The organism is Allobosea sp. OAE752, assembly GCF_050433265.1.
Taxonomy (GTDB): Bacteria; Pseudomonadota; Alphaproteobacteria; order Rhizobiales; family Beijerinckiaceae; genus Allobosea; species Allobosea spartocytisi.
The window spans coordinates 569,573-591,147 of sequence record NZ_JBNPXO010000002.1 but is presented as its reverse complement, the minus strand read 5'-3'; the positions used below and the strand labels follow the sequence as shown (position 1 = coordinate 591,147).

Sequence of the window (21,575 nt, the reverse complement as noted above, 5' to 3'; positions counted from 1 at the left end):
GAGATGTCTCTGCAGCCCTGCCATAAGGAGCCCGAACCGTGAATCAGGCAAATCTCAAGCTCGTGGAAGGCTCCTCGATGGACAAGGCCAAGGCGCTCGATGCGGCGCTCTCCCAGATCGAACGCGCCTTCGGCAAGGGCTCGATCATGCGGCTCGGCAAGAACTCGCCTTCGATCGAGATCGAGACGATCTCCACGGGTTCGCTTGGGCTCGACATCGCGCTCGGCGTCGGCGGCTTGCCCAGGGGGCGCGTCATCGAGATCTACGGGCCGGAATCCTCGGGCAAGACCACGCTGGCGCTGCATACCATCGCCGAAGCCCAGAAGAAGGGCGGCGTCTGCGCCTTCGTCGATGCCGAGCATGCGCTCGACCCGGTCTATGCCCGCAAGCTCGGCGTCAATCTCGACGACCTGCTGATCTCCCAGCCCGACACCGGCGAGCAGGCGCTCGAGATCACCGATACCCTCGTGCGCTCCGGTGCCATCGACGTGCTCGTGGTCGACTCGGTCGCCGCGCTCACACCCCGCGCCGAGATCGAGGGCGAGATGGGCGATGTCCAGCCCGGCCTGCAGGCCCGCCTGATGAGCCAGGCGCTGCGCAAGCTCACCGCCTCGATCTCGCGCTCGAACTGCATGGTGATCTTCATCAATCAGATCCGCATGAAGATCGGCGTGATGTACGGTAGCCCGGAGACCACCACCGGCGGCAACGCGCTCAAATTCTATGCCTCGGTACGCCTCGACATCCGCCGCGTCTCGACGCTGAAGGAGCGCGACGAGGCGACCGGCAATCAGGTCCGCGTCAAGGTCGTCAAGAACAAGGTCGCGCCGCCCTTCAAGCAGGTCGAGTTCGACATCATGTTCGGCGAGGGCATCTCGAAGGTCGGCGAACTGATCGACCTCGGCGTCAAGGCCGGCATGGTCGAGAAGTCGGGCGCCTGGTTCTCCTTCGACAGCCAGCGCCTCGGCCAGGGCCGCGAGAACGCCAAGACCTTCCTGAAGGGAAATCCGGACATGGCCGCCAAGATCGAGGCCACGATCCGCCAGAATTCCGGGCTGGTCGCCGAGCGCATCCTCGATCAGGCGGACCCGACCGCGGACGATCTCGACGAAGGCGAAGCCTGAGACAACCAATGCCGTCATGCTCGGGCTTGACCCGAGCCGCTCAGGCCGAATGAGGCGACCTATCCTGAGAGAGCTTCTCGAGTCTGGGCTTCGCTCCGCCCGAGAATGACGTTCCATCAAGCGGGCGGCCTTCGGGCCGCCCGTTTTCGTTTGCCGATAAGACCTTGCGCGCGGTGCGCTGCAACGAGCTTTCTGGACAGGCGCGAGCGGCCTGACTAGAACCGGTCGTTCCCGCCGGGCGCCAGCCCGGCCCTGCCCGTGTTGAAAAGCGCAAGAACCGATGAGCGGCGTCAACGATATCCGGTCGACCTTCCTCGACTACTTCAAGTCTCAGGGCCACGAGGTCGTGCCGTCGAGCCCGCTCGTGCCGCGCAACGACCCGACGCTGATGTTCGCCAATTCGGGCATGGTGCAGTTCAAGAACGTCTTCACCGGCCAGGAGAAGCGTCCTTATTCCCGCGCCACCACGGCGCAGAAATGCGTGCGTGCCGGCGGCAAGCACAACGACCTCGACAATGTCGGCTACACCGCCCGCCACCACACCTTCTTCGAGATGCTGGGGAACTTCTCCTTCGGCGACTATTTCAAGGAACAGGCGATCACCCACGCCTGGACGCTGGTCACGCGCGAGTTCGAGCTGCCCAAGGACAAGCTCCTCGTCACCGTCTATTCCGAGGACGACGAGGCGCATGCCCTCTGGAAGAAGATCGCCGGCCTGACCGACGACAAGATCATCCGCATCCCGACGTCCGCCAATTTCTGGCGCATGGGCGACACCGGCCCCTGCGGCCCCTGCTCCGAGATCTTCTACGACCATGGCGACCATATCTGGGGCGGCCCGCCCGGCTCGCCCGAGGAGGATGGCGATCGCTTCATCGAGATCTGGAACCTCGTCTTCATGCAATACGAGGAGGCCGCGGGCGGCATCAGGACCGACCTGCCCCGCCCCTCGATCGACACCGGCATGGGGCTGGAGCGCGTCGCGGCCGTGCTCCAGGGCACGCATGACAACTACAATATCGACCTGTTCCGGGCCCTGATCGGCGCCATCGCCGACCTGACCTCGGTCCCCGCCGACGGGCCGATGAAGGCGAGCCACCGCGTCATCGCCGACCATCTGCGCTGCTCTGCCTTCCTGATCGCCGACGGCGTGCTGCCCTCCAATGAGGGCCGCGGCTATGTGCTGCGCCGGATCATGCGCCGCGGCATGCGGCACGCGCAGCTCCTCGGCGCCAAGGAGCCGCTGCTGCACAGGATCGTACCGGTGCTGACCCGCGAGATGGGCCGGGCCTATCCCGAGCTCGTCCGCGCCGAGGCGCTGATCACCGAGACGCTGAAGCTGGAGGAAACCCGTTTCCGCACCACGCTGGCGCGCGGCCTCTCGCTGCTCGACGACGCCTCCAGGGACCTGACCGCCGGCCAGAGCCTCAAGGGCGACGTCGCGTTCACGCTCTACGACACCTACGGCTTCCCGCTCGACCTGACGCAGGACGCGCTGCGCGCTCGCGAGATCACGGTCGATGTCGAGGGCTTCGACGCCGCCATGCAGCAGCAGAAGGCCAAGGCGCGCGCCGCCTGGTCCGGCTCCGGCGAGGCCGCGACCGAGACGCTCTGGTACCCGCTGCGCGACAGGCTCGGCGCGACCGAGTTCCTCGGCTACGACACCGAGATTGCCGAGGGCGTGGTCACCGCGCTGATCCGCGACAATACCGAGGTCCAGTCCCTCAAGGCCGGCGAGAGCGGCTTCATGCTGGTCAACCAGACGCCGTTCTACGGCGAGTCCGGCGGCCAGGTCGGCGATGCCGGCGTGGTCAAGGCGCCGGGCACGGTCGTCGAGATCTCCGACGTCCAGAAGAAGCTCGGCGACGTCTTCGCCCATAGCGTCACGGTCAAGGAAGGCGAATTGAAGCTCGGCGCTGCCGTCGAGCTGATCGTCGATCATGAGCGCCGCACCGCGATCCGCGCCAACCATTCGGCGACGCATCTGCTGCACGAGGCGCTTCGCCTCGTCCTCGGCGACCATGTCGCGCAGAAGGGCTCGCTGGTCTCGCCCGACCGGCTGCGCTTCGACTTCTCGCATCCCAAGCCCATCAGCGCCGAGGAATTGCGCGAGGTCGAGGAGATCGCCAATGCGATCGTGCTGAAGAACGAACCGGTCACGACCCGGCTGATGAGCGTCGACGAGGCGATCGAATCGGGCGCGCGCGCCCTCTTCGGCGAGAAATACGGCGACGAGGTCCGCGTCGTCGCGATGGGCACAAACCCGGCCGGCAAGGCCTATTCGGTCGAGCTCTGCGGCGGCACCCATGCGGCGCGCACCGGCGACATCGGCCTCGTCAGCATTGTCGGCGAAGGCGCGGTGGCGGCGGGTGTCCGCCGTCTCGAAGCCATGACCGGCAATGGCGCACGCCTGCGCCTCAACGAGGAATCGCGCCTGCTCGATGGGCTCGCGAGCCTGCTCAAGGTCCCGGCCTCGGAGGCCGGAAACCGTCTGGCCGCGCTGATCGAGGAGCGCCGCAAGCTCGACCGTGAATTGACCGAGGCCCGCAAGAAGCTCGCCATGGGCGGCGGCGGCGCAGCCGAAGAACCGATCCAGGAAATCGCCGGCGCCAAGCTCCTGGCGCGGGCCGTCACCGGCATTGAGATGAAGGACCTCAAGAGCCTCGCAGACGAGGCCAAGGCGCGCGTCGGCTCCGGCGTCGTCGCCATCGTCGGCGTCGCCGATGACGGGAAGGCCGGCGTCGTCGTCGGCGTCACGCCCGACCTGACCGAGCGCTTCGATGCGGTCGCGCTGGTGCGCGCGGCCTCCGAGCAACTCGGCGGCAAGGGCGGCGGCGGCCGCCGCGACATGGCCCAGGCCGGCGGACCGGACGGCAGCAAGGCGCAGGAAGCGCTCGACGCCGTCGCGGCCGCGATGGGCTGATGCAGCCCCGGAAGAGCGGTGCCGCCATAGGCGCCCTCTCCCGCCGTGTCGTGCTGATCACGGCCGGCCTTTGGCCGGCCGTCGCATCAGCCCAGAAGCAGCAGAAGCCGGCCCCGCGTCCGCCGCAGCCCGCGATCTCGGCGGCGCGCAGCATCATGGCCGGCGCCCCGCTCAGCGTCTTCCTGAGCAACGCGCCGCAGGGCGCACGCCTCGCCATCGCCCGCCCGGACGATCCGGCCGAGAAGGCGATCGTCGTCCTTCAGCCGAAGACCACCGTTCCCTCCCTGCAGACGCCCGGAGCCGTCGGCGCTTACGAATTGCGGCTGACCGTCGAGAAGGACGGCGCGCCCCAAATCCTGCTGCGCCAGCCGTTTGTCACGACCGAGCCGAGCGCGACCCTGGCCGCCTCCGAGCGCGTCGGCCATAGCCAGGCGCTGCCGGTGCGCGGCATCGGCCCGAACGGCGAGCAGGATCGCGTCGTGCTGGTGCAGCCCGGCGCCCCGGCCGAGGCCGATGGGCCGCGCTTCTTCCCGGCCGAGAATGTCGAGGCGACATTGGAGGCGCCGGAGCAGCCGGGCGTCTATGAATTGCGCTATGTGATGAACGCGCCGGTCAGCGGCCCCGTCATTCTAGCCCGCCGTCCCGTCAAGGTGGAATGAATCCCGTCTGAGACCACCCTGATGCGGTGGTTTGCGGCTCGTGCGGATCGTTCCGGGAACGCAAAGCGGCCCGGTCCCCGTTCCGCAAAGGCTCACATTCTACGGGGTCTCAATACTGGCGTGTGACCTCGCGGAGCGCCATCAGCATCATCCAGACGAGGCCGGCTACGGTGATCCCGGCCGACAGATTTGTCAGCAGTCCGGCGACGACGCCCATGGCAAGTGCAAAGCCTGTGTTCATGCCTTGCTTGCTAGAACTGGTCTGTGCAGCTTTTTGGGTGCCGAGCCGGCATTTCCAAGGCCATTTCGTTTCCGAATCTTGCCGCGGACTCACCGCTCGCGAGGGCGCAAACGAAAAAGCCCATGCTGGCCGAAGCCTGGTCGCCGGCGATCCGCCGCTTCATGGCCTCCTGCTCAGGCCTTCCGGACAGGAGAGCACGTCCGACGAAAGGCTCGCTCCCTTTCGCAAAATCAGGACGCACCGGCTTCCGCGTCCCACCCTTTGCGGACCAATCGCGGCGATCCCATAGGACGCTGGAGCGAGTCCACAGCGGATCTCGCCATGAATTTTCCCAACCGGACGGCAACGCGACGCGATATTGTTGGCTCTGTTAGCCAGACACGGGATGCCAAGACCTGTTTGAATAGCTCTGACGGAGTTGTCCGATGTCACTCGTCTACAGGCCCGCCCGAGCGCAGGATTTGGCGACGGCAGACGCCCTCGTTGTTGCCAGCATCAACGATCTGACCACGCGCCATGGCTTCGGTCTGATGGCGACCCCGAGCGCGCCCAATTTTCAGCTGTTCTCCCTCAGGGACGACCCTGACGGCCTATGGATCGCGGAGGATGGCGATGACATCCTCGGTTTTGTCTGGAGTTGGGTGTGCGGGAATGTGTGGTTTCTTGCCCAGCTATTCGTCGATCCCGCCCAACAGGGTCGTGGCATCGGGAATGAACTATTGAAACGCAGCTTGGAACATGCCCGGAAATCGGACGTGGCTCACAAGGCCCTGATCACTTTCACCTTTAACAGGGTCTCGCAGGGCCTCTACATCCGGCATGGGCTTTTTCCAAAGATGCCGATCTATTTGTTCCGCGCGGCGCGAGAGCGGGTGATGGAGGGATTGCGGGAGCCTCCATTCGATAGCATCCCGATCGACGACAATGCCGCGACGATGGAAAAACTGGCTGAAATCGACTCCCGCGCGATCGGCTTCACGCGAGAGAAGCATCACCGCTACCTGCTCAATGACCCGGCTGCCACAGGGGTCTTGCTCTGCTCCGGCAGCGATTGTGTCGGCTACTGCTATGTCAGTTCCAGCGGGCATATCGGACCTCTCGCGGTCAGGGAGGCCGACGCTCTCGGTGACGCCTTTGCGTCCGCATTGAAGATGGCGGCCAATCGATCCTGCGAGAACATATCGGCGTTCCTGCCCGGGACATGCGAAAGCGCCCTGAGCCTCGCAGTCAGTCGTGGCATGCGCATCACCTTCCCGATGCTGCTGATGGCATCGCACGGTTATGGAACTTGGACGCGATACCTGCCGCGCAATCCGGGCTTCATGTGATCATCGGTATCGGCTTTCGGTGAAAAGGCGCCCCGATCCTGTTCACGATGAGCGCCCGCTCCCCACCGGGAAGCCTCAGGGCAACCTCGCGCTTCGCCTTCCCGTGCAGAAAAAAAGCCCGGCCTCTCGGCCGGGCTCTGCATGGCTTGCTGCGATAGGGCCCGAGATCAGGCGGCCATCGCCTTCTTCATGTTCTCGCTGACCTTCTCGAGGAAGCCGGTCGTCGAGAGGAACTTCTGGTCGGGGCCGACCAGCAGGGCGAGGTCCTTGGTCATGTCGCCGGACTCGACCGTATCGACCGTGACCTTCTCGAGCAGCGCAGCGAACTTCGCGAGCTCGGCATTGTTGTCGAGCTTGGCGCGATGGGCGAGGCCACGCGTCCAGGCGAAGATCGAGGCGATCGAGTTGGTCGAGGTCTCCCTGCCCTTCTGGTGCTCGCGGTAGTGGCGGGTCACCGTGCCGTGGGCGGCCTCGGCCTCGACGGTCTTGCCGTCCGGCGTCATCAGCACCGAGGTCATCAGGCCCAGCGAACCGAAGCCCTGCGCCACGGTGTCGGACTGCACGTCGCCGTCATAGTTCTTGCAGGCCCAGACGTAGCCACCCGACCACTTCATCGCCGACGCCACCATGTCGTCGATCAGACGGTGCTCATAGGTGATGCCGAGCTTGTCGAATTCGGCCTTGAACTCCTTCTCGTAGATCTCCTGGAAGATGTCCTTGAAGCGGCCGTCATAGGTCTTGAGGATGGTGTTCTTGGTCGAGAGATAGACCGGGTACTTGCGCATCAGGCCGTAATTCAGCGAGGCCCGCGCGAAGTCGCGGATCGAGTCGTCGAGGTTGTACATCGCCATGGCGACGCCGGCGTCGGGGGCCTTGAAGACCTCCTTCTCGATCACCTGGCCGTCCTCGCCGACGAACTTGATCGAGAGCGTGCCCTTGCCCGGGAACTTGAAGTCGGTCGCGCGGTACTGGTCGCCATAGGCATGGCGGCCGATGACGATCGGCTGAGTCCAGCCCGGCACGAGGCGCGGCACGTTCTTGCAGATGATCGGCTCGCGGAAGATCACGCCGCCGAGGATGTTGCGGATCGTGCCGTTCGGCGACTTCCACATCTGCTTCAGGTTGAACTCCTTCACGCGGGCTTCGTCCGGCGTGATGGTCGCGCACTTCACGGCAACGCCGTGCTTCTTGGTGGCGTTGGCGGCGTCGATCGTAACCTGATCGTCGGTCGCGTCGCGGTTCTCGACCGAGAGGTCGTAATATTCGAGTTCGAGATCGAGATAGGGGAAGATCAGCGTGTCCTTGATCTTCTGCCAGATGATCCGGGTCATCTCGTCGCCGTCCATGTCGACGACCGGGTTGGCGACCTTGATCTTGCTCATGCGATGACCCCTGTGCTCTCCAGATAGAACGTCCGAAACCGTGGCTTTCGGCCAAGGTCTCCGGCTGGTCGCTTCCTAGCGGGTTCGGGGCGGCGGGGGAAGCGCAGCTTTCGGGCAATGTCTCGCCCGGCGGTTTATGCTGCACCGCCGCAAAATCGGCAATTTCGCCGCCTAGCCTGTCCTGCCGCTCGTCATAGCGACAGGACGAACGACGTGTCTCGTATCATCATGATGTGGAGCGCCGCACCGGCATCGGCGGCGCTTTTCCTCGCAGGAATGCTGTCTTGCAGCCCGGTTTGGGCGCAGGACGCAAGCGCGGACGCCGCCGTGCAACTCCCGATCCCACGTGGAGCCCTGCTCGACCCCGACGCCAATGGGATGGACGCGGCCGCGCCCGTCGTCGCGGATTCCGATGCCGTCGTCTTCAATCCGGCCCTGGCCGCGATCGGCCGCGCCGACACTGCGTCCGGCGCCCATCTGCGCGCCCGCGCCCCCATCCCGGTCGACATCATCCGCAAGGGCTTCGCCGCGCGCGAGACCATGACGGGCGCGGATCAGGACCGTTCCGTCGGCTTCAAGCTCGGCCGGGATGCCTTCTCGCTCTCGACCAGCCTGAACGCGCCGGCCGGGCCCGGCACCTCGCGCGACGCCCGCCTGGACTGGCGCTGGGCACGGCCCGCATCCACCGATCCCGGCGTGATCTGGGGCGTCTCGACCGGTGGCGGCGGCGCGGTCGGCGGCAATCCCGAGCAGACCGGCGATGCCACGATCGGCTATCGGCAACAGCTCTTCCCGCATCTGATGCTGACGACCCAGCTCGGCATGGCCGGCAATTATGTCTTCGCGGCGGGCGACGGCTTTCATTCCGCGCTGACGCCGGAGGTCAAGCTCTCGGTCGATCTCGCCAAGGCGGCGGACCTGCCTTGGCAGGCCTCCTTCGACCTCGCGCTAGCCCGCAAGCTGCCGCTGGTCGCCAGCGACTATGAGACGCGCGGCACCGCGCTGCTTTCGCTGAAATACAGGTGGCAATGAGGTGAGGCAGGCCGCAGGCTCATGGCGGCTTGCGGCGCGCGCGCTTCCCCGGCGCCGGCCGGCACTCTAGCCTCCGGCGCATGACACAGCCGACTTCGTCCAAATTCGCTCTCGTCACCGGCGGCACGCGCGGCATCGGCGCCGGCGCCGCCCTCGCCTTGGCCAAGGCCGGCTACGAGGTTCTCGCCACCGGGCTGACCGTGGAAGAGGTCGCGGTGCCGCCCGCCCACCCGGCCATCCGCCACGCCAGGCTCGACGTCACCCGCGACGATGAGGTCGCCGCCATCGTCGCGACCTGCCCACGGATCGACGCGCTGGTGAACTGCGCCGGCATGATCCAGCGCGGCGGCAAGGAATTCGAGATCGACGCCTTCCGCTTGACCATCGAGGTCAACCTCACCGGCACGATGCGGATGAGCCTGGCGGCAAAGGAGAAGCTCGCGGCGAAGGGGCCTGACAAGCCCGGCGGCGCCATCGTCAACACCGCCTCGATGCTGACCTTCCATGGCTCGCCCTTCGCGCCGGGCTATGCAGCCTCGAAGGGCGGCGTCGGCCAGCTCACCAAGTCGCTCGCCGCCGCCTGGGCGCCCGAAGGCATCCGGGTCAACGCCGTGGCACCGGGCTGGATCGAGACCGAACTGACCCGGCCGCTGGTCGAGGACGAGGCCCGCTCGGCCCCGATCCTCGCCCGCACGCCGATGGGCCGCTGGGGCAAGCCGGGCGATGTCGGCGGCGCCATCGCGTTTCTCGTCTCGGACGAGGCGCAGTTCATCACCGGCGCGATCCTGCCCGTCGACGGCGGCTATCTGACGCTCTAGAAACCCAGATATTTCAACCGCTTGCGCGCCGATATTGAATCAGTTCGAGCGGCATTTGAATCAAGAACTCAACACGGGAGACACGCCATGACCTCGACGAGTCCCATGCCCGTCACGGCCACGCAGGAGGAGCGCTGGACGCCCTATCGCCATCCCCAGCCGAAGGAATCGCCGCCGGAGCTGATCGTGCCGAACGTCATCCCGACGGATGAGCGTGTCTGGGTGCCGGTCGACGACAATGTCTGGTTCCGTCCCCTGCTGCTGTGCACCTCGCGCGGCTACTGGATGAACCTGCTCAAGGTCCGCCGCGCCGGCGTGCTCTCGCGCCACCGCCACCCGCTGCCGGTGCATGGCTATGTGCTGAAGGGCCAATGGCGCTACCTGGAGCATGACTGGGTCGCGACCGAGGGCTCCTATGTCTACGAGGCGCCGGGCGAGACGCATACGCTGGTGGTCGATCCCGATGTCGAGGAGATGATCACCATGTTCCAGGTCAACGGCGCGATGATCTATGTCGATCCGGACGGCAAATGCCTGGGCTATGACGACGTCTTCACCCGCATCGACAAATGCCGGGCGCATTATGCGCAGAACGGCCTCGGCGCGGAGTATGTCGACCAGTTCATTCGCTGAGCTGGGAGGGCAGATGGTTCGCGCCACGAGACGGCAAGCCATCCAAGCTGCGACCGTCGCCTTGTCGGCGGTGCTGGCCGTGCCCGCTGGCGCTGAGGCCATCGACCGGATCGGCGTGCCAGGCCCCCTCTCCTTCGCCGGAACGCCCTATGCACTGGCCTGGAGCGCACAGCCGACACCGGCCTATTACAAGCAGGAATATCTGCCTGCCGGCCAGACGGTCGAGCGCTATGGGCGGATGCTTCTCGTCGAACTGCTCGAAGGAGGCAGCGTCGCGAGCGCGGCCTCCGCACAGGTACGGACGATCAACGCCCGCAAGGGCAAGGATCCGCTCGCCAACCTCGCCGTTATCGAGAACAAGCAGAGCGGCGAGATCATCGTCGATTTCCTGATCGGCGGCCGTGACGCGCAAGGCGGCGAAATCGCCGAATGGAACGCCTATCGCTATGCTTCCTTCAAAGGTGCGAACGGCCGCTCCGGCGTCCTGCTTTTCGCGATCAGCCATCGCGCCTACGGGAACGAGGCGATCGGTGCATTTCTTGGCCGTCTGAAGACTTTCCGTTCCGACGAGATCAAGCGCTTGGCGGCGCAGACGCTTCCCAGCCCCTCCCTGGGCACGAAGCGGTAACGCGCCCCCCTCAGCGCCCGAGCTTCGCCAGCTCCACCGCCGCGCGCAGTTCGATATGGGCGAGCACCTCGTCGAGGCGCGGGTCGTCGGTCGTTTCGCGCCTGAGTGCCAGCGCGTTCCTGATCCGCTCCAACTCCGAAGGCAGGACGCGCCCCGCGAGCAGCGCGGCCTTCAGCCGGTCGAGCCCGTCGAGCAGGTCATGGCCGCGCCGGGCCTGGCGGCGCTTGCGCTCCTGCTGGTCCTCATCGGCCTGCACCGCCAGCAGCATGTCGAGCGGGCCGGCCGCGGCGACGCCGGCGCTGCGGGCCGGCGCCTCGCTGTCGGATGTCGGAAGCGTGAAGGACGCGCCGCCCGTGCGCCTCGCGGAACCGGCCGAGCCGGCGTTGGAGACGGGCGCGCGCTGGTCGATCCTGATCATGGCGGCCTCGCTGGAGCATCGAACCGGAATGGGAAGCTCGTTCCCGGCGATCGGATGCGTGAACTCAACAGTTAACGAAAGCTTGCCTCGGCACGGTTAACAGCCGGTAAATCACCCGGCAGAAACTGCCGCCCCGGCAGGAACGGCCGCCCGATCTTCCTGGCACCAGACTGAACTGAAACTCCAAACGACTGACAAACAAGGCTTTTCGATTTTTCGCGATCTGGCACGGCGCTCGCAAGGCGAAACCGAGATTCGCTCACCAACATCGGAAGCCGCATGTTTCGCCTGCCTGTCCTGAGATTGCTGATGCGGCCGCTGGTCGGCCTGCTCGCGCTCGGCCTCAGCCTGCCGGCGCAGCCCGCCTTCGCGCTTTCCCGCATCAAGGACCTCGCCTCGGTCGAGGGCGTCCGCACCAACCAGCTGCTCGGCTACGGCATCGTCGTCGGCCTCAACGGCACCGGCGACACGCTCAACAACACGCCCTTCACCAAGCAGTCGCTGCAGGCGATGCTGGAGCGGCTCGGCGTCAACACCCGCGGCGCCAACATGCGCACCGCCAACGTCGCCGCCGTGATGGTGACGGCCAATCTGCCGCCCTTCGCCACCCAGGGCACCCGCGTCGACGTCACCGTCTCCGCCATGGGCGATTCCAAGTCGCTTCAGGGCGGCACGCTGCTGGTGACGCCACTGCTCGGCGCCGATGGCGAGGTCTACGCCGTCTCGCAGGGGCCGGTCGCGATCTCCGGCTTCTCGGCCGAGGGCGAGGCCAGCAAGATCACCCGCGGCGTGCCCACCGTCGGGCGCATCGCCAATGGCGGCGTGGTCGAGCGCGAGATCGACTTCGCGCTGAACAAGCTCCAGACGCTGCGCCTGTCGCTGCGCAATCCGGACCTGACCACCGCGCGCCGCGTCGCCGCCGCGATCAACGATTTCATCGGCGGCGATTCCGCCGAGCCGACCGACCCCTCGACCGTCGCCCTGCAGATCCCGCCCCGCTTCAAGGGCAACATGATCAAGCTGCTCACCGACATCGAGCAGCTGCGCGTCGAGCCCGACCAGGGCGCCCGCGTCGTCATCGACGAGCGCTCCGGCATCATCGTCATGGGCAAGGACGTGCGCGTCTCCACCGTCGCGGTGGCGCAGGGCAACCTCACCGTTACGATCAGCGAGCAGCCCCAGGTCTCGCAGCCCGAGCCCTTCTCGCGCGGACAGACGGTCGTGACGCCGCGCACCAGCGTCAAGGTCGACACCGAAGGCGGCAACAAGCTCGCCCTCGTCAAGGAAAGCGTGACACTGGCCGAGCTCGTCGATGGGCTCAACGCCCTCGGTATCGGCCCGCGCGACCTGATTTCCATCCTCCAGGCCATCAAGTCGGCGGGCGCGCTGCAGGCCGAAATCGAGGTGATGTGATGACTGCCGCTCTCGCCCTCCCCGCCGCCAATCTGGCGCTCGGCGTCGCCGGCAAGGTCGTCGACGGCATTGCCAACGCGCTGGACCCGGCCAAGGCCAAGGCCAAGAAGCAGGCCGATGATTTCGAGACGATGTTCCTCGAGCAGATGACCCAGCACATGTTCACCAACATGGGCGCGGAGGGTCCGCTCGGCGAGAACGGCACGGGCGGCGACGTCTGGCGCTCGCAGCTCACCCAGCAATACGCCAAGCAGATCCAGAAATCCGGCGGCATCGGCGTCTCCGACCAGATCATGCGCGAGATGCTGAGCCTCCAGGCCCAGGCCTCGAAGGGAGCCTGACATGTCGGTGGCTGAACGCATTCTCGACGAGCGGCCGCGCGTCTCGGGCGCCAGCGACGCCCGGGCGCTGATCGAGAACGTGCTCGATGCGCTGTCCGCCCTCGCCCATCTCGTCGGCGAGGAGACCGAGCTCGTGCGCGTCGGCCGCCTGCCCGAGGCGATGACACGCGAGCCGCGCAAGGCCGAGCTCGCCGGCACCTATATGCGCGGCGTCGAGCAGGTGAAGCTCAACGCCGTGGCGCTGGCCCGCTTCGCGCCCGATCAGGTGAAGCGGCTGAAGGAAGCGCATCACGCCTTCCAGAATCTCATCGAGACCAACCAGCTGGTCCTGGCGACGGCCCGCGCCGTCTCGGAATCGGTGATCCGCGATCTCGCCGCCGACGCCAACAAGCCGATGCGCGCCAATGGCTACGGACCGGCCGCCACGGTCGGCGCTGGCGTCTTCGCGCGCCCCAATTCCGGTCCGCTGGTGGTATCGCGGCGGCTCTAGGGCCGGATGGGCCGGTCACGCCGTTCCAGGCGGCGACCAAGGGAACGGCGGCGGCGGGCCGCTGCCACGGCAACCGTCAATATTTACCTAATTTCCTAACGCCGGATTCAATCATTTCCGGCATTATCGTCAGGATCGGATTGGTGCATCCAGTCCGCGACGACGACGCCTGGCGGCACGACGGTGCCGTTGAAAGCTCCAGAAGGAGTGCGACATGGACTTTGGCAATGCCCCGAGGGTGGCTGCTCCAGCCGGCGCACCTGTCGTCGCACGCGCCGACGTCATCGCCCGGCCCGGCAGCGTCGCCGTCGAGCTCCCTCCCGAGAAGACCGTCCAGTCCGCCCCGGCCGGCGACGCCGTCCATGTCGATGTCGGCGCGCAGCAGCGTGACGCCCGCAGCCGCGCAGCCGGCGAGCAGCGCGCCTTCGCCAACGCGCAGAACGGACGCCTCGCCGACAAGACGATCGACGAGGGCGTCGAGCGCAAGCTCATCATCGATCCGAAGACCCGTGCTGTCGTGCTGCAGAAGAAGGATCGCGAGACCGGCGAGACGATCTCGCAGCTCCCGGACGAGACCTTGCTGAAGCTCCGCGCCTATTCCCGCGAACTCGGCGAGCGGGCACGCGAGGCCGAAGAGGCCCGCCACCGGATCGAGCGGACGGCCTGACGGCTCCGCCCTTCCGTTCCAACCATCATCGGCATGACGCCCGCGCCCCGCGCGGGCTTTTTTACGTCGGCACATGATCGCCAGGTCGGGAGATCGACGGCGGTTAGCGCATGCTTAACCATCGCCCGACGAGCCCCGCCTTGCATTCAATTCGCGGCGGGAAATTTACCGATTGTTACGGGCTGCCGCCTCAAGGTCGCCTCGTCCTGGCCAGAACGGTCCGGGCGCCAGAAGGCATCATACCAGAAGGTAAAAACAGATGGCCGTTTCTCTCAACCCGGGCGTGCGCAACGCTCTCTCGTCGCTGCAGTCGATCACCGCCCAGGCCCAGGCTTCCCAGTACAGGCTGGCGACGGGCAAGAAGGTCAACACCGCAGTCGACAACCCGGTCAACTACTTCACCGCTGCTTCGCTGAACGACCGCTCCAGCCAGCTCACGGGCTTGCTCGACGGCATGTCGAACGGCATCCAGACCATCCAGGCCGCCTCCAAGGGCATCGACGGCATCACCAAGCTGGTGAACTCCCTGCAGTCGACCATCAAGCAGGCTCAGTCGGACGCGGCCCAGAACCGCCCGACCAAGGCCGGCGGGGCTCTTGCCACCGCGGCGGAGCAGGTCGCGACCTCGAAGAGCCTGAAGGACATCGCGCTCGACAAGAAGATCGCCGGCGCCGATGCCACCGCTGACGCTGCCACCGCCACCTCCTCGGGTGACCTCGGCATCGACACGAGCGCTTCGCCCCAGGCCGCGATCTCGATCACCTCCGGCAGCACGACCTATACGGCGAGCTTTGCCAACGCCAACGCGACGGTTCGCGATGTCGTCAACGAGATCAACAAGTCGGGCATTGCCACGGCTTTCGTCGACGAAAAGGGCCAGCTCAACGTCAAGGGCAACGGCTCGGACGACGTCCAGTTCGGCTTCGGCGTCGGCGCCGATGCGGCCGCAGCCGCGACCGCGGCCGGCACCGGCACGAACAACACCGCGATCGGCTTCCTGGCAGCTGACGCGACCGCCGCCGGCGCGATCAAGGGCCAGAGCATCACCTCCTCGGTGCGCTCGAACCTGATCGACCAGTATAATGACCTGCGCGACAAGATCGACGATCTCGCCAAGGATTCGAGCTTCAACGGCATCAACCTGCTGAAGGGCGACCGTCTCTCGATCCAGTTCAACGAAAAGACCGGCAAGAACCAGACCAAGCTCGACATCCAGGGTTCGGACGTCACCTCCGACAACCTCGGTATCGTCAAGGCTGGCAACACCCAGCTCGCCGGCCAGGTCAACTTCCAGAACGACGCCGACCTCGAAGCCGCGACCAAGTCCCTCACCGGTGCCTTGACCTCGCTGAAGTCGTTGTCGTCGACGTTCGGCGCCAACCTCTCGGTTGCACAGGCCCGTCAGGACTTCACCAAGGACCTGTCGGATGTGCTGAGCACTGGCGCCTCCAACCTGGTCAATGTCGACCAGAACGCGGAAGCCGCCAACCTGCTCGCGCTGCAGACCCGTCAGCAGCTCTCGCAGACGGCGCTGTCGCTCTCGAACCAGGCCGACCAGGGCGTCCTGCGCCTGTTCTGATCTTCGGTCCGCAGAAGCGGATCAGCCCGCAGAACGCGGGGCGAAATCAAAGGGCGGCGGAGCTTCGGCTCCGCCGCTTTTTCGTTGCGGCCCAGTAACCGGATCGGGCCGTGATTAACCTTTTGTTATCCCTAACGAGTGATGATTGCCCCTGAAATCAGGTTGCATCGCGCCGCAGTCGCGCGTTCAGGGGACCGAAGATGGCCAACACGATCCTTTCCAGCGGAGTGCGCAACAACCTGTTGACGCTGCAGCAGACCACGGCCCAGCAGAGCGTCATCCAGAACCGTCTCGCCACCGGCAAGAAGGTCAACTCCGCGATCGACAATCCGGTGAACTACTTCACTGCCCTGTCGCTGAACGATCGTTCGAGCCAGCTCACCGGCCTGCTCGACGGCATCTCGAACGGCATCCAGACCATCCAGGCCGCCTCCAAGGGCATCGACGGCATCACCAAGCTGGTCCAGTCCCTGCAATCGACGGTCAAGCAGGCCCAGGCCGACGCAGCCCAGAACCGCCCGACCAAGGCCGGAACGGCGCTGGCGACCGCGGCGGAAACCGCCGTGACCAGCAAGAGCCTGAAGGACATCGCGCTCGACAAGCACGTCATCGATATCGCCGGTGGCACCGCGGGCGCCGCCGATGCCGCGACCGCGACCAGCTCCGGCGATCTCGGCATCGCCAACACCGACACCAATCTGGCGATCTCGATCACCAGCGGCAGCAATACCTATACGGCCTCTTTCAGCTCGGCCAACGCCACGGTCCGCGACGTCGTCAACGAGATCAACAAGTCGGGCATCGCGACCGCCTTCGTCGACGAGAAGGGCCAGCTCAACGTCAAGGGCAACGGCTCGGACGACGTCCAGTTCGGCATCGGTTCCGGAACCTCGGCCGCCGCGGCCGTCACCGCCGCCGGAACCGGCAGCGCCAACACCGCCTTCGGCTATCTCGCTGCCGATGCCACCGCAGCCGGCGCGATCAAGGGCCAGAACATCACCTCCTCGGTGCGTTCGAACCTGATCGACCAGTACAACGACCTGCGCAACAAGATCGACGATCTCGCCAAGGATTCGAGCTTCAACGGCGTCAACCTGCTCGCCGGCGACCGGCTCTCAATCCAGTTCAACGAGAAGACCGGCAAGAACCAGACCAAGCTCGACATCCAGGGCTCGACGCTGACCGCCGACAATCTCGGCATCAGCCAAGCCATCAACACCCAGCTCGCGGGTTTCATCAACTTCCAGAACGATGCCGACCTCGACAAGGCGACCGCCGCTCTCACCGGCGCGCTGACCTCGCTGAAGTCGCTCTCCTCGACCCTGGGCTCCAACCTCTCGGTCGCCCAGACCCGGCAGGACTTCACCAAGGAGCTGGCCAACGTCCTGACCACCGGCGCGGGCAACCTCGTCCTGGCCGACCCGAACGAGGAAGGCGCGAGCCTCCTGGCGCTCAATACCCGCCAGCAGCTCTCGCAGACCGCGCTGTCGCTGGCGAACCAGGCCGACCAGGGCGTGCTGCGCCTGTTCGGCTGACGCCTTCGGGTTCGCTTCGTCCCTCTCCCCTCGGCCAGAAGGCAGGACAGACATGGCTCTCAAGGTCGAGCTCAAGCCGCGCGAACGGATCATCATCGGTCAGGTGGTGATCCGCAACGACGAGCAGCGCACGCGCTTCTTCATCGAGGGCGACGCCCCGATCCTGCGCGAAAAGGACATTCTCACCGCCGCGACCGCGGACAGCCCGGCGAAGAAGATCTATTTCGCCATCCAGCTGATGTATCTCGCCCAGGATCCGACGCACGAGCACGAAACCTATTTCCAGCTCGTGCGCGATTTCGTCCAGGCGGCGCCCAGCGCTCTGCCGTATGTTCATGAGATCAATAACCGCATCTTAAGCGACGACCTCTACAAAGCCCTCAAGGCCGCCAAGAAACTGATCGCCTACGAAGCGGAACTGATCGAGCATGCAAAACGGGTTTAACGCCTACGCCGCCGCTGCCAAGACGGCCCAATCCGTCGTTTCACCCCGCGAACTCGAAGCCTCCCTGCTGATCAAGGCCGCAACCCGGCTGCAGGCCGTCGCCGACGACTGGCAGGCCCGCGAGCACGACCTCGACGAGGCGCTGACCTATAACCGCCGGCTCTGGACCCTGCTCGTCTCGGCGGTGATCGCCGAGGACAACCCGCTGCCGGTCGGCATCAAGACCAACATCCTCGGCCTGGCGAATTTCATCTTCAACCAGACCTTCAAGATCGCAGCCGACCCGCAGCCGCAGGGCCTCGGCATTCTCGTCAACATCAACCGCGACATCGCCGCAGGACTGCGCGGGCGCTGAGAGCACCTGTCTCCACGGCCACGACCGGCCTCAGAACTGACGAAACCGCCGCTTCCGGACCCGGAAGCGGCGGTTTCGTCTTGTCGCGCGACGAGGGCCCAGCGCAGGACCAGACGCGGCTCAGAGATAATTCGTCAAGGTCAGCTTCGAGAGCATCGAGGTCACCTGATAGCTCGCCTGGAGCTGCGTCTGCAGGGCGAGGATCTGCGTCGCCACCTCCTCGGTGGTGACGTTCTGGACCCCGGACAAGGTCGTGGTCAGGTAGTCCTTGGTGCTCTGATGGCGATCCTTGGCACGGTCGAGCGCCGTCTGGGCCGAGCCGAGCTCGGTGATGATCTCGGCCGGCTTCTGCGTCGTGCCGCCGAAGCCGAGCTTGTCGCTGACCCGCGCCGCCATCGCCTCGTAGCGCGACTGCGAATTGGGATCATCGGCCGGGAAGGTCTCGGCCGCCATGATCGCGAACTGGGCAAGCCCCACCTGGAACGTCTGCTCGTTCGCGCGGGCGCCGGTGCCGACGATCTGCCCCTGGTCGACCTGCACGGTCGAGGTGCCGCGCGCCGGATCGGAGCCGTCGTCGCCGCGATACCAGATCACGGTGGTCGCGGCCGCGCCTGCATTGGTCGGCGGCGCCGTCGCCGTGTCGAAGGGCGGGCCCGGCACGCGCTTGGGCGGGTTGCTCGGGCTGCCGGCGAAGAAGTCCTGAGCGGCGACCTGGGACGAGGCGGCCGAGAGCGTGGTCTTGGCCTCCTGCCCCAGCGCGGCCGAGATCGCCGTCCTGAGATTGGCGGCCGTGGCATTGGTATCGGCGCCGATCTCGAAGCTGTTCGTGTCCGAGCCCTGCGAGCCGGTCGCGCGCGCTGTCAGCTTGATCGTGGTGGTCGTGCCGTCCGGCAGGTTGAGGCCGATGGTCACGGTCTCGCCGGCCGCCGGCTGAGCGGCGACATTGATCGAGAGATCGGCGGGCGGGCCGGCGTTCAGCGCCGTCGTGATCCCGGCCGAGCTCGTCGCCGCGCTCGCCAGCTTGAACCCGTAGGGGTGGACCGTCGCCTCCTCGGAGATCGTCGCGGTCGTCCCGGCGCCTCCCGCGGTCAGCCGGCCGAGGCCGGAGCCCAGATCGGCCTGGCGCCGCTCGTCGATAAGCTGCTTCAGCCCGGCCTTGCCGGCACCGTCGCCATTCATGATCTCGTCGAAGCCCGCCACCGGCTCGACATCCGACGTCTTGCCCGAAAACAGGTAGCGGCCGTTGACGTTGGTGTTGAGCAGGTCGAGCGTCTGCTTGAACTTTTCCTGCGCGAGCACCTGCGGCGCGGTCTGGCCGGTCGAGCTCGCCAGATAGGTGTTCGAGCGCATGTCGTTGCGGCTCTCGCTCGTCATCGTCGCGAAGTTGCTGACCGCGTTCGACATGAGCTTCAGATTGGTATTGGAGAGCTGGATGCCGTCCAGCCAGGAATCCAGCGTGGTGATCTTGGCGTTGAGGTCCAGGCTGACGGTGCGGTCGGCGCCGAGCCCGCCATAGCTGGTGCTGCGCTCCTTGGTCGCGAGCTGGCGCTGCAGATCGTCGAACTGCGCGCGCTGCGAGACGAAGTCCGTGGTCCTGGCAGCGCGATAGGCGCCGGTGCCGTAGGCGTTGATGGTCATGGCAGCCTCACACTCTCATCAGCATGTCCATCATCTCCTTGACCGTGGAGATGATGCGGGCATTGGCGGCATAGGCGTTCTGGAGCTCGATGAGCTGCGACATTTCCTGGTCGACATTGACCTGCGCGGTCTGCTGGAAGCGGCTCTGGATCGAGGCCAGCGCGACCTGCTGGCCCTCGTCGAGCCGCTTCGCGTTCTCGACGGCCTGCCCCTGCGTGGAGATGACGCGCTGCACGAGATTGCCGACCGTGCTGCTGGACGTCGACGTGCCGCCGTCCAGGCCGGTCGCGTTGGTGATGGCGCGCTGGCTCTTGGTCAGGCGCTCGAGCATGAGCTGCGGGCGCGTCGCGTCGCCCTGCGCCGTCGCCGGATTGGTGCTGTAGACCGTCAGCAGCGAGCGGTCCGCGATCAGCCCGGGATTGACCGTGATGCGCGAGGCATAGCCGACCGTCTGCGAGCCGCCGTCATAGGAGCCGGTGAAGGCCTTGGCGGCAGAGCCGTCTACGAAGAACGGCAGCTCGGCCGTGCCGCCCGCCGATGACAGCACCGTATTGGTCGGCCGCGCCGTGAGCCCGACCACGTCGCGCGTGCCGGCCGCGCCGTCGTCGAGGATCTGCAGGGTCGAGCCGGTGTTGGAGACGGTGAAGCCGGGCCCGACCGCCGCCTGGATCTGCGCCGCGACGGAGGCCGGGCCGCCCGAGAAATCGATGCCGACGACGCGGTTGTTGGCGTCGCCGCCCGCCGAGGCCGGCAGCGGCAGCGAAGCCGCGGAATCCACCCTGACGAAGGTGAAACGCTGGGTCTGCCCGCCGGGCATGACCTTGTAGTCGAGCGTGATCGCGTTGCCCGCCTGGAGGCCGGTCATATCGACGTCGAAGCCGCTCGCGGCGCCCGCCGTCGCGGGCGTGCCCGCGATCTCGCGGTCGGAGAGCGCCTTCGACATCTGGGCGGCGATCTCGTCGAGCTGGGCCTGGGCCTGCACCAGCGACTTGTCGCGCAGCTCGATATTGGCGGCGATCGAGCCCGACCTGAACACGTTGTTGGCGATCGCGTCCGACATGTTGCCGGAGGCGTCCTTCATCGTGATCGTGCCGACGCCGCGCTTCGTCGGATCGGAACTCCACTGATCGCCGGGCTGGAGATCGGAATGCTGGTCGAAGCTGAAGGTGACCGCAGCCTGGCCGTCGAAGAGCTGCGTGCCCGAGCCGGTGACCACGCTGACCGAGCCGCGCGCATCCTCGGTCGTCTTGATGTCGACATATTGCGACAGCTCGGACAGGATCAGATCGCGCTGGTCCTTGAGGGCTGCCGTCGCGTTGTCGTGCGGGGCGGCGACGACGCGGGCATTGACCTTGGTCAGCGCGCCGAGCAGGTCGTTGACCCGGGTCACGGAGGCGCCGATGCCGGCCTCGGCCTGGCTGCGCAAGGCCTGCACGCCATCGGACAGCCCGTTGAGCCGCTTCGCCAGCGTGTTGGCGGCGTCGAGCACCTGCGAGCGCAGGCTGTAGGACGACGGATCGTTCTGCAGGCCCTGCAGGGCGCTGGTGAAGTTGTTGTAGATCGTGTCGAGCGCGGTCGAGCTGCCCGGCGCGCCATAGAGCTGGTCGAGATTGGAGAGCGCGCTCGCGCGGGTGGAGGTGTATCCGGACCCCGCCGATTCCTGCCAGAGCTGGCTCTGGACGATCGTGTCCAGCAGGCGCTGCACCTGCGTGCTCTGCACGCCGATGGTCAGCCCCGACAGGCTGTCGGTGTTCGAGACGACGCGGCGGACATAGCCGGCCGTTCCGGCATTGGCGACGTTCTGCGAGACGACGCCGATGCCGACCTGGGTGGCGTTGAGCCCGCCGATCGCCGTATTGAGGGAGGTGCTCAGCCCCATCGTCAACTCCTGTCGTTATCGGCGGCCCTCCTGGACCGCCTTCGCGG

General features: G+C 66.4%; 21 protein-coding genes. 16 read left to right on the top strand and 5 right to left on the bottom strand.

Annotated elements, in window-relative coordinates; genetic code table 11:
* Nucleotides 1-77: 77 nt before the first annotated feature.
* The 3 genes from recA (at nt 78) to GGC47_RS07695 (ending at nt 4,706) form a co-directional block, all read left to right on the top strand.
* Nucleotides 78-1,124 (top strand): recombinase RecA, encoded by a 1,047-nt coding sequence (gene recA / locus GGC47_RS07705; RefSeq protein ID WP_112765288.1) that lies wholly within the window; start codon nt 78-80, stop codon nt 1,122-1,124.
* A gap of 280 nt (nt 1,125-1,404) precedes the next feature.
* Nucleotides 1,405-4,047: an alanine--tRNA ligase gene (gene alaS / locus GGC47_RS07700; protein ID WP_142021877.1), complete on the top strand. Its 2,643-nt coding sequence runs from the start codon at nt 1,405-1,407 to the stop codon at nt 4,045-4,047.
* Complete coding sequence (locus GGC47_RS07695; RefSeq protein ID WP_142021876.1) at nt 4,047-4,706, top strand: hypothetical protein; 660 nt, start codon at nt 4,047-4,049, stop codon at nt 4,704-4,706. The genes alaS and GGC47_RS07695 overlap by 1 nt, the downstream gene beginning before the upstream one ends.
* Nucleotides 4,707-4,815: 109 nt before the next feature.
* Here the strand turns inward: GGC47_RS07695 and GGC47_RS07690 are convergent, their stop codons facing one another.
* Nucleotides 4,816-4,947 (bottom strand): hypothetical protein, encoded by a 132-nt coding sequence (locus GGC47_RS07690; RefSeq protein WP_260368347.1) that lies wholly within the window; start codon nt 4,945-4,947, stop codon nt 4,816-4,818.
* A 425-nt stretch (nt 4,948-5,372) separates the two neighbouring features.
* Between GGC47_RS07690 and GGC47_RS07685 the strand changes: the two genes are divergently transcribed.
* Entirely contained in the window at nt 5,373-6,275 is a 903-nt protein-coding gene (locus GGC47_RS07685) for a GNAT family N-acetyltransferase (RefSeq protein WP_133563251.1), read from the top strand.
* A 167-nt stretch (nt 6,276-6,442) separates the two neighbouring features.
* Here the strand turns inward: GGC47_RS07685 and GGC47_RS07680 are convergent, their stop codons facing one another.
* Nucleotides 6,443-7,657: an NADP-dependent isocitrate dehydrogenase gene (locus GGC47_RS07680; RefSeq protein WP_038358662.1), complete on the bottom strand. Its 1,215-nt coding sequence runs from the start codon at nt 7,655-7,657 to the stop codon at nt 6,443-6,445.
* 327 nt (nt 7,658-7,984) lie between these two features.
* On the opposite strand from GGC47_RS07680, the gene GGC47_RS07675 reads away from it, so the two are divergent.
* The 4 genes from GGC47_RS07675 to GGC47_RS07660 all read left to right on the top strand — a co-directional run bounded on the left by GGC47_RS07675 (nt 7,985) and on the right by GGC47_RS07660 (nt 10,768).
* Nucleotides 7,985-8,689 carry a hypothetical protein gene (locus GGC47_RS07675; protein WP_142021875.1) on the top strand — a complete coding sequence of 235 codons (705 nt, stop codon included), beginning with the start codon at nt 7,985-7,987 and terminating at the stop codon, nt 8,687-8,689.
* Between the two features lie 80 nt (nt 8,690-8,769).
* Nucleotides 8,770-9,507 (top strand): SDR family NAD(P)-dependent oxidoreductase, encoded by a 738-nt coding sequence (locus tag GGC47_RS07670; RefSeq protein WP_038358666.1) that lies wholly within the window; start codon nt 8,770-8,772, stop codon nt 9,505-9,507.
* Nucleotides 9,508-9,594: 87 nt separating this feature from the next.
* Nucleotides 9,595-10,140, top strand: a complete 546-nt coding sequence (locus GGC47_RS07665; protein WP_370956098.1) for a 2,4'-dihydroxyacetophenone dioxygenase family protein — start codon at nt 9,595-9,597, stop codon at nt 10,138-10,140.
* A 13-nt stretch (nt 10,141-10,153) separates the two neighbouring features.
* Nucleotides 10,154-10,768 carry a hypothetical protein gene (locus GGC47_RS07660; protein WP_112765332.1) on the top strand — a complete coding sequence of 205 codons (615 nt, stop codon included), beginning with the start codon at nt 10,154-10,156 and terminating at the stop codon, nt 10,766-10,768.
* A 10-nt stretch (nt 10,769-10,778) separates the two neighbouring features.
* On the opposite strand, the gene GGC47_RS07655 is transcribed toward GGC47_RS07660, so the two are convergent.
* Complete coding sequence (locus tag GGC47_RS07655) at nt 10,779-11,186, bottom strand: flagellar assembly protein FliX (RefSeq protein ID WP_142021874.1); 408 nt, start codon at nt 11,184-11,186, stop codon at nt 10,779-10,781.
* Nucleotides 11,187-11,465: 279 nt separating this feature from the next.
* Here GGC47_RS07655 and GGC47_RS07650 point away from each other — a divergent pair, with 279 nt between their 5' ends.
* The 8 genes from GGC47_RS07650 (at nt 11,466) to flaF (ending at nt 18,011) form a co-directional block, all read left to right on the top strand.
* Nucleotides 11,466-12,599, top strand: a complete 1,134-nt coding sequence (locus GGC47_RS07650; protein WP_185747940.1) for a flagellar basal body P-ring protein FlgI — start codon at nt 11,466-11,468, stop codon at nt 12,597-12,599.
* Nucleotides 12,599-12,940 (top strand): rod-binding protein, encoded by a 342-nt coding sequence (locus tag GGC47_RS07645; RefSeq protein WP_038358668.1) that lies wholly within the window; start codon nt 12,599-12,601, stop codon nt 12,938-12,940. Before GGC47_RS07650 ends, GGC47_RS07645 begins: the two co-directional genes overlap by 1 nt.
* A gap of 1 nt (nt 12,941) precedes the next feature.
* Entirely contained in the window at nt 12,942-13,430 is a 489-nt protein-coding gene (locus GGC47_RS07640; RefSeq protein ID WP_142021873.1) for a hypothetical protein, read from the top strand.
* A gap of 214 nt (nt 13,431-13,644) precedes the next feature.
* Nucleotides 13,645-14,097: a flagellar protein FlaG gene (locus GGC47_RS07635; protein WP_142021872.1), complete on the top strand. Its 453-nt coding sequence runs from the start codon at nt 13,645-13,647 to the stop codon at nt 14,095-14,097.
* A gap of 259 nt (nt 14,098-14,356) precedes the next feature.
* Nucleotides 14,357-15,676 carry a flagellin N-terminal helical domain-containing protein gene (locus GGC47_RS07630; RefSeq protein WP_133563245.1) on the top strand — a complete coding sequence of 440 codons (1,320 nt, stop codon included), beginning with the start codon at nt 14,357-14,359 and terminating at the stop codon, nt 15,674-15,676.
* A gap of 200 nt (nt 15,677-15,876) precedes the next feature.
* On the top strand, nt 15,877-17,211 hold the full coding sequence (locus tag GGC47_RS07625) for a flagellin N-terminal helical domain-containing protein (protein WP_038358672.1): 1,335 nt from the start codon (nt 15,877-15,879) through the stop codon (nt 17,209-17,211).
* A gap of 52 nt (nt 17,212-17,263) precedes the next feature.
* Entirely contained in the window at nt 17,264-17,656 is a 393-nt protein-coding gene (gene flbT / locus GGC47_RS07620; protein WP_112763934.1) for a flagellar biosynthesis repressor FlbT, read from the top strand.
* Nucleotides 17,640-18,011: a flagellar biosynthesis regulator FlaF gene (gene flaF, locus GGC47_RS07615; protein ID WP_142021871.1), complete on the top strand. Its 372-nt coding sequence runs from the start codon at nt 17,640-17,642 to the stop codon at nt 18,009-18,011. The genes flbT and flaF overlap by 17 nt, the downstream gene beginning before the upstream one ends.
* Before the next feature lie 120 nt (nt 18,012-18,131).
* Here flaF and GGC47_RS07610 read toward each other — a convergent pair whose 3' ends face one another.
* Nucleotides 18,132-19,649, bottom strand: a complete 1,518-nt coding sequence (locus GGC47_RS07610) for a flagellin (protein WP_142021870.1) — start codon at nt 19,647-19,649, stop codon at nt 18,132-18,134.
* 7 nt (nt 19,650-19,656) lie between these two features.
* The gene (gene flgK, locus GGC47_RS07605; RefSeq protein ID WP_142021869.1) at nt 19,657-21,528 is read right to left on the bottom strand and encodes a flagellar hook-associated protein FlgK; all 1,872 of its coding nucleotides are present in this window, start codon (nt 21,526-21,528) and stop codon (nt 19,657-19,659) included.
* Between the last annotated feature and the right edge of the window lie 47 nt (nt 21,529-21,575).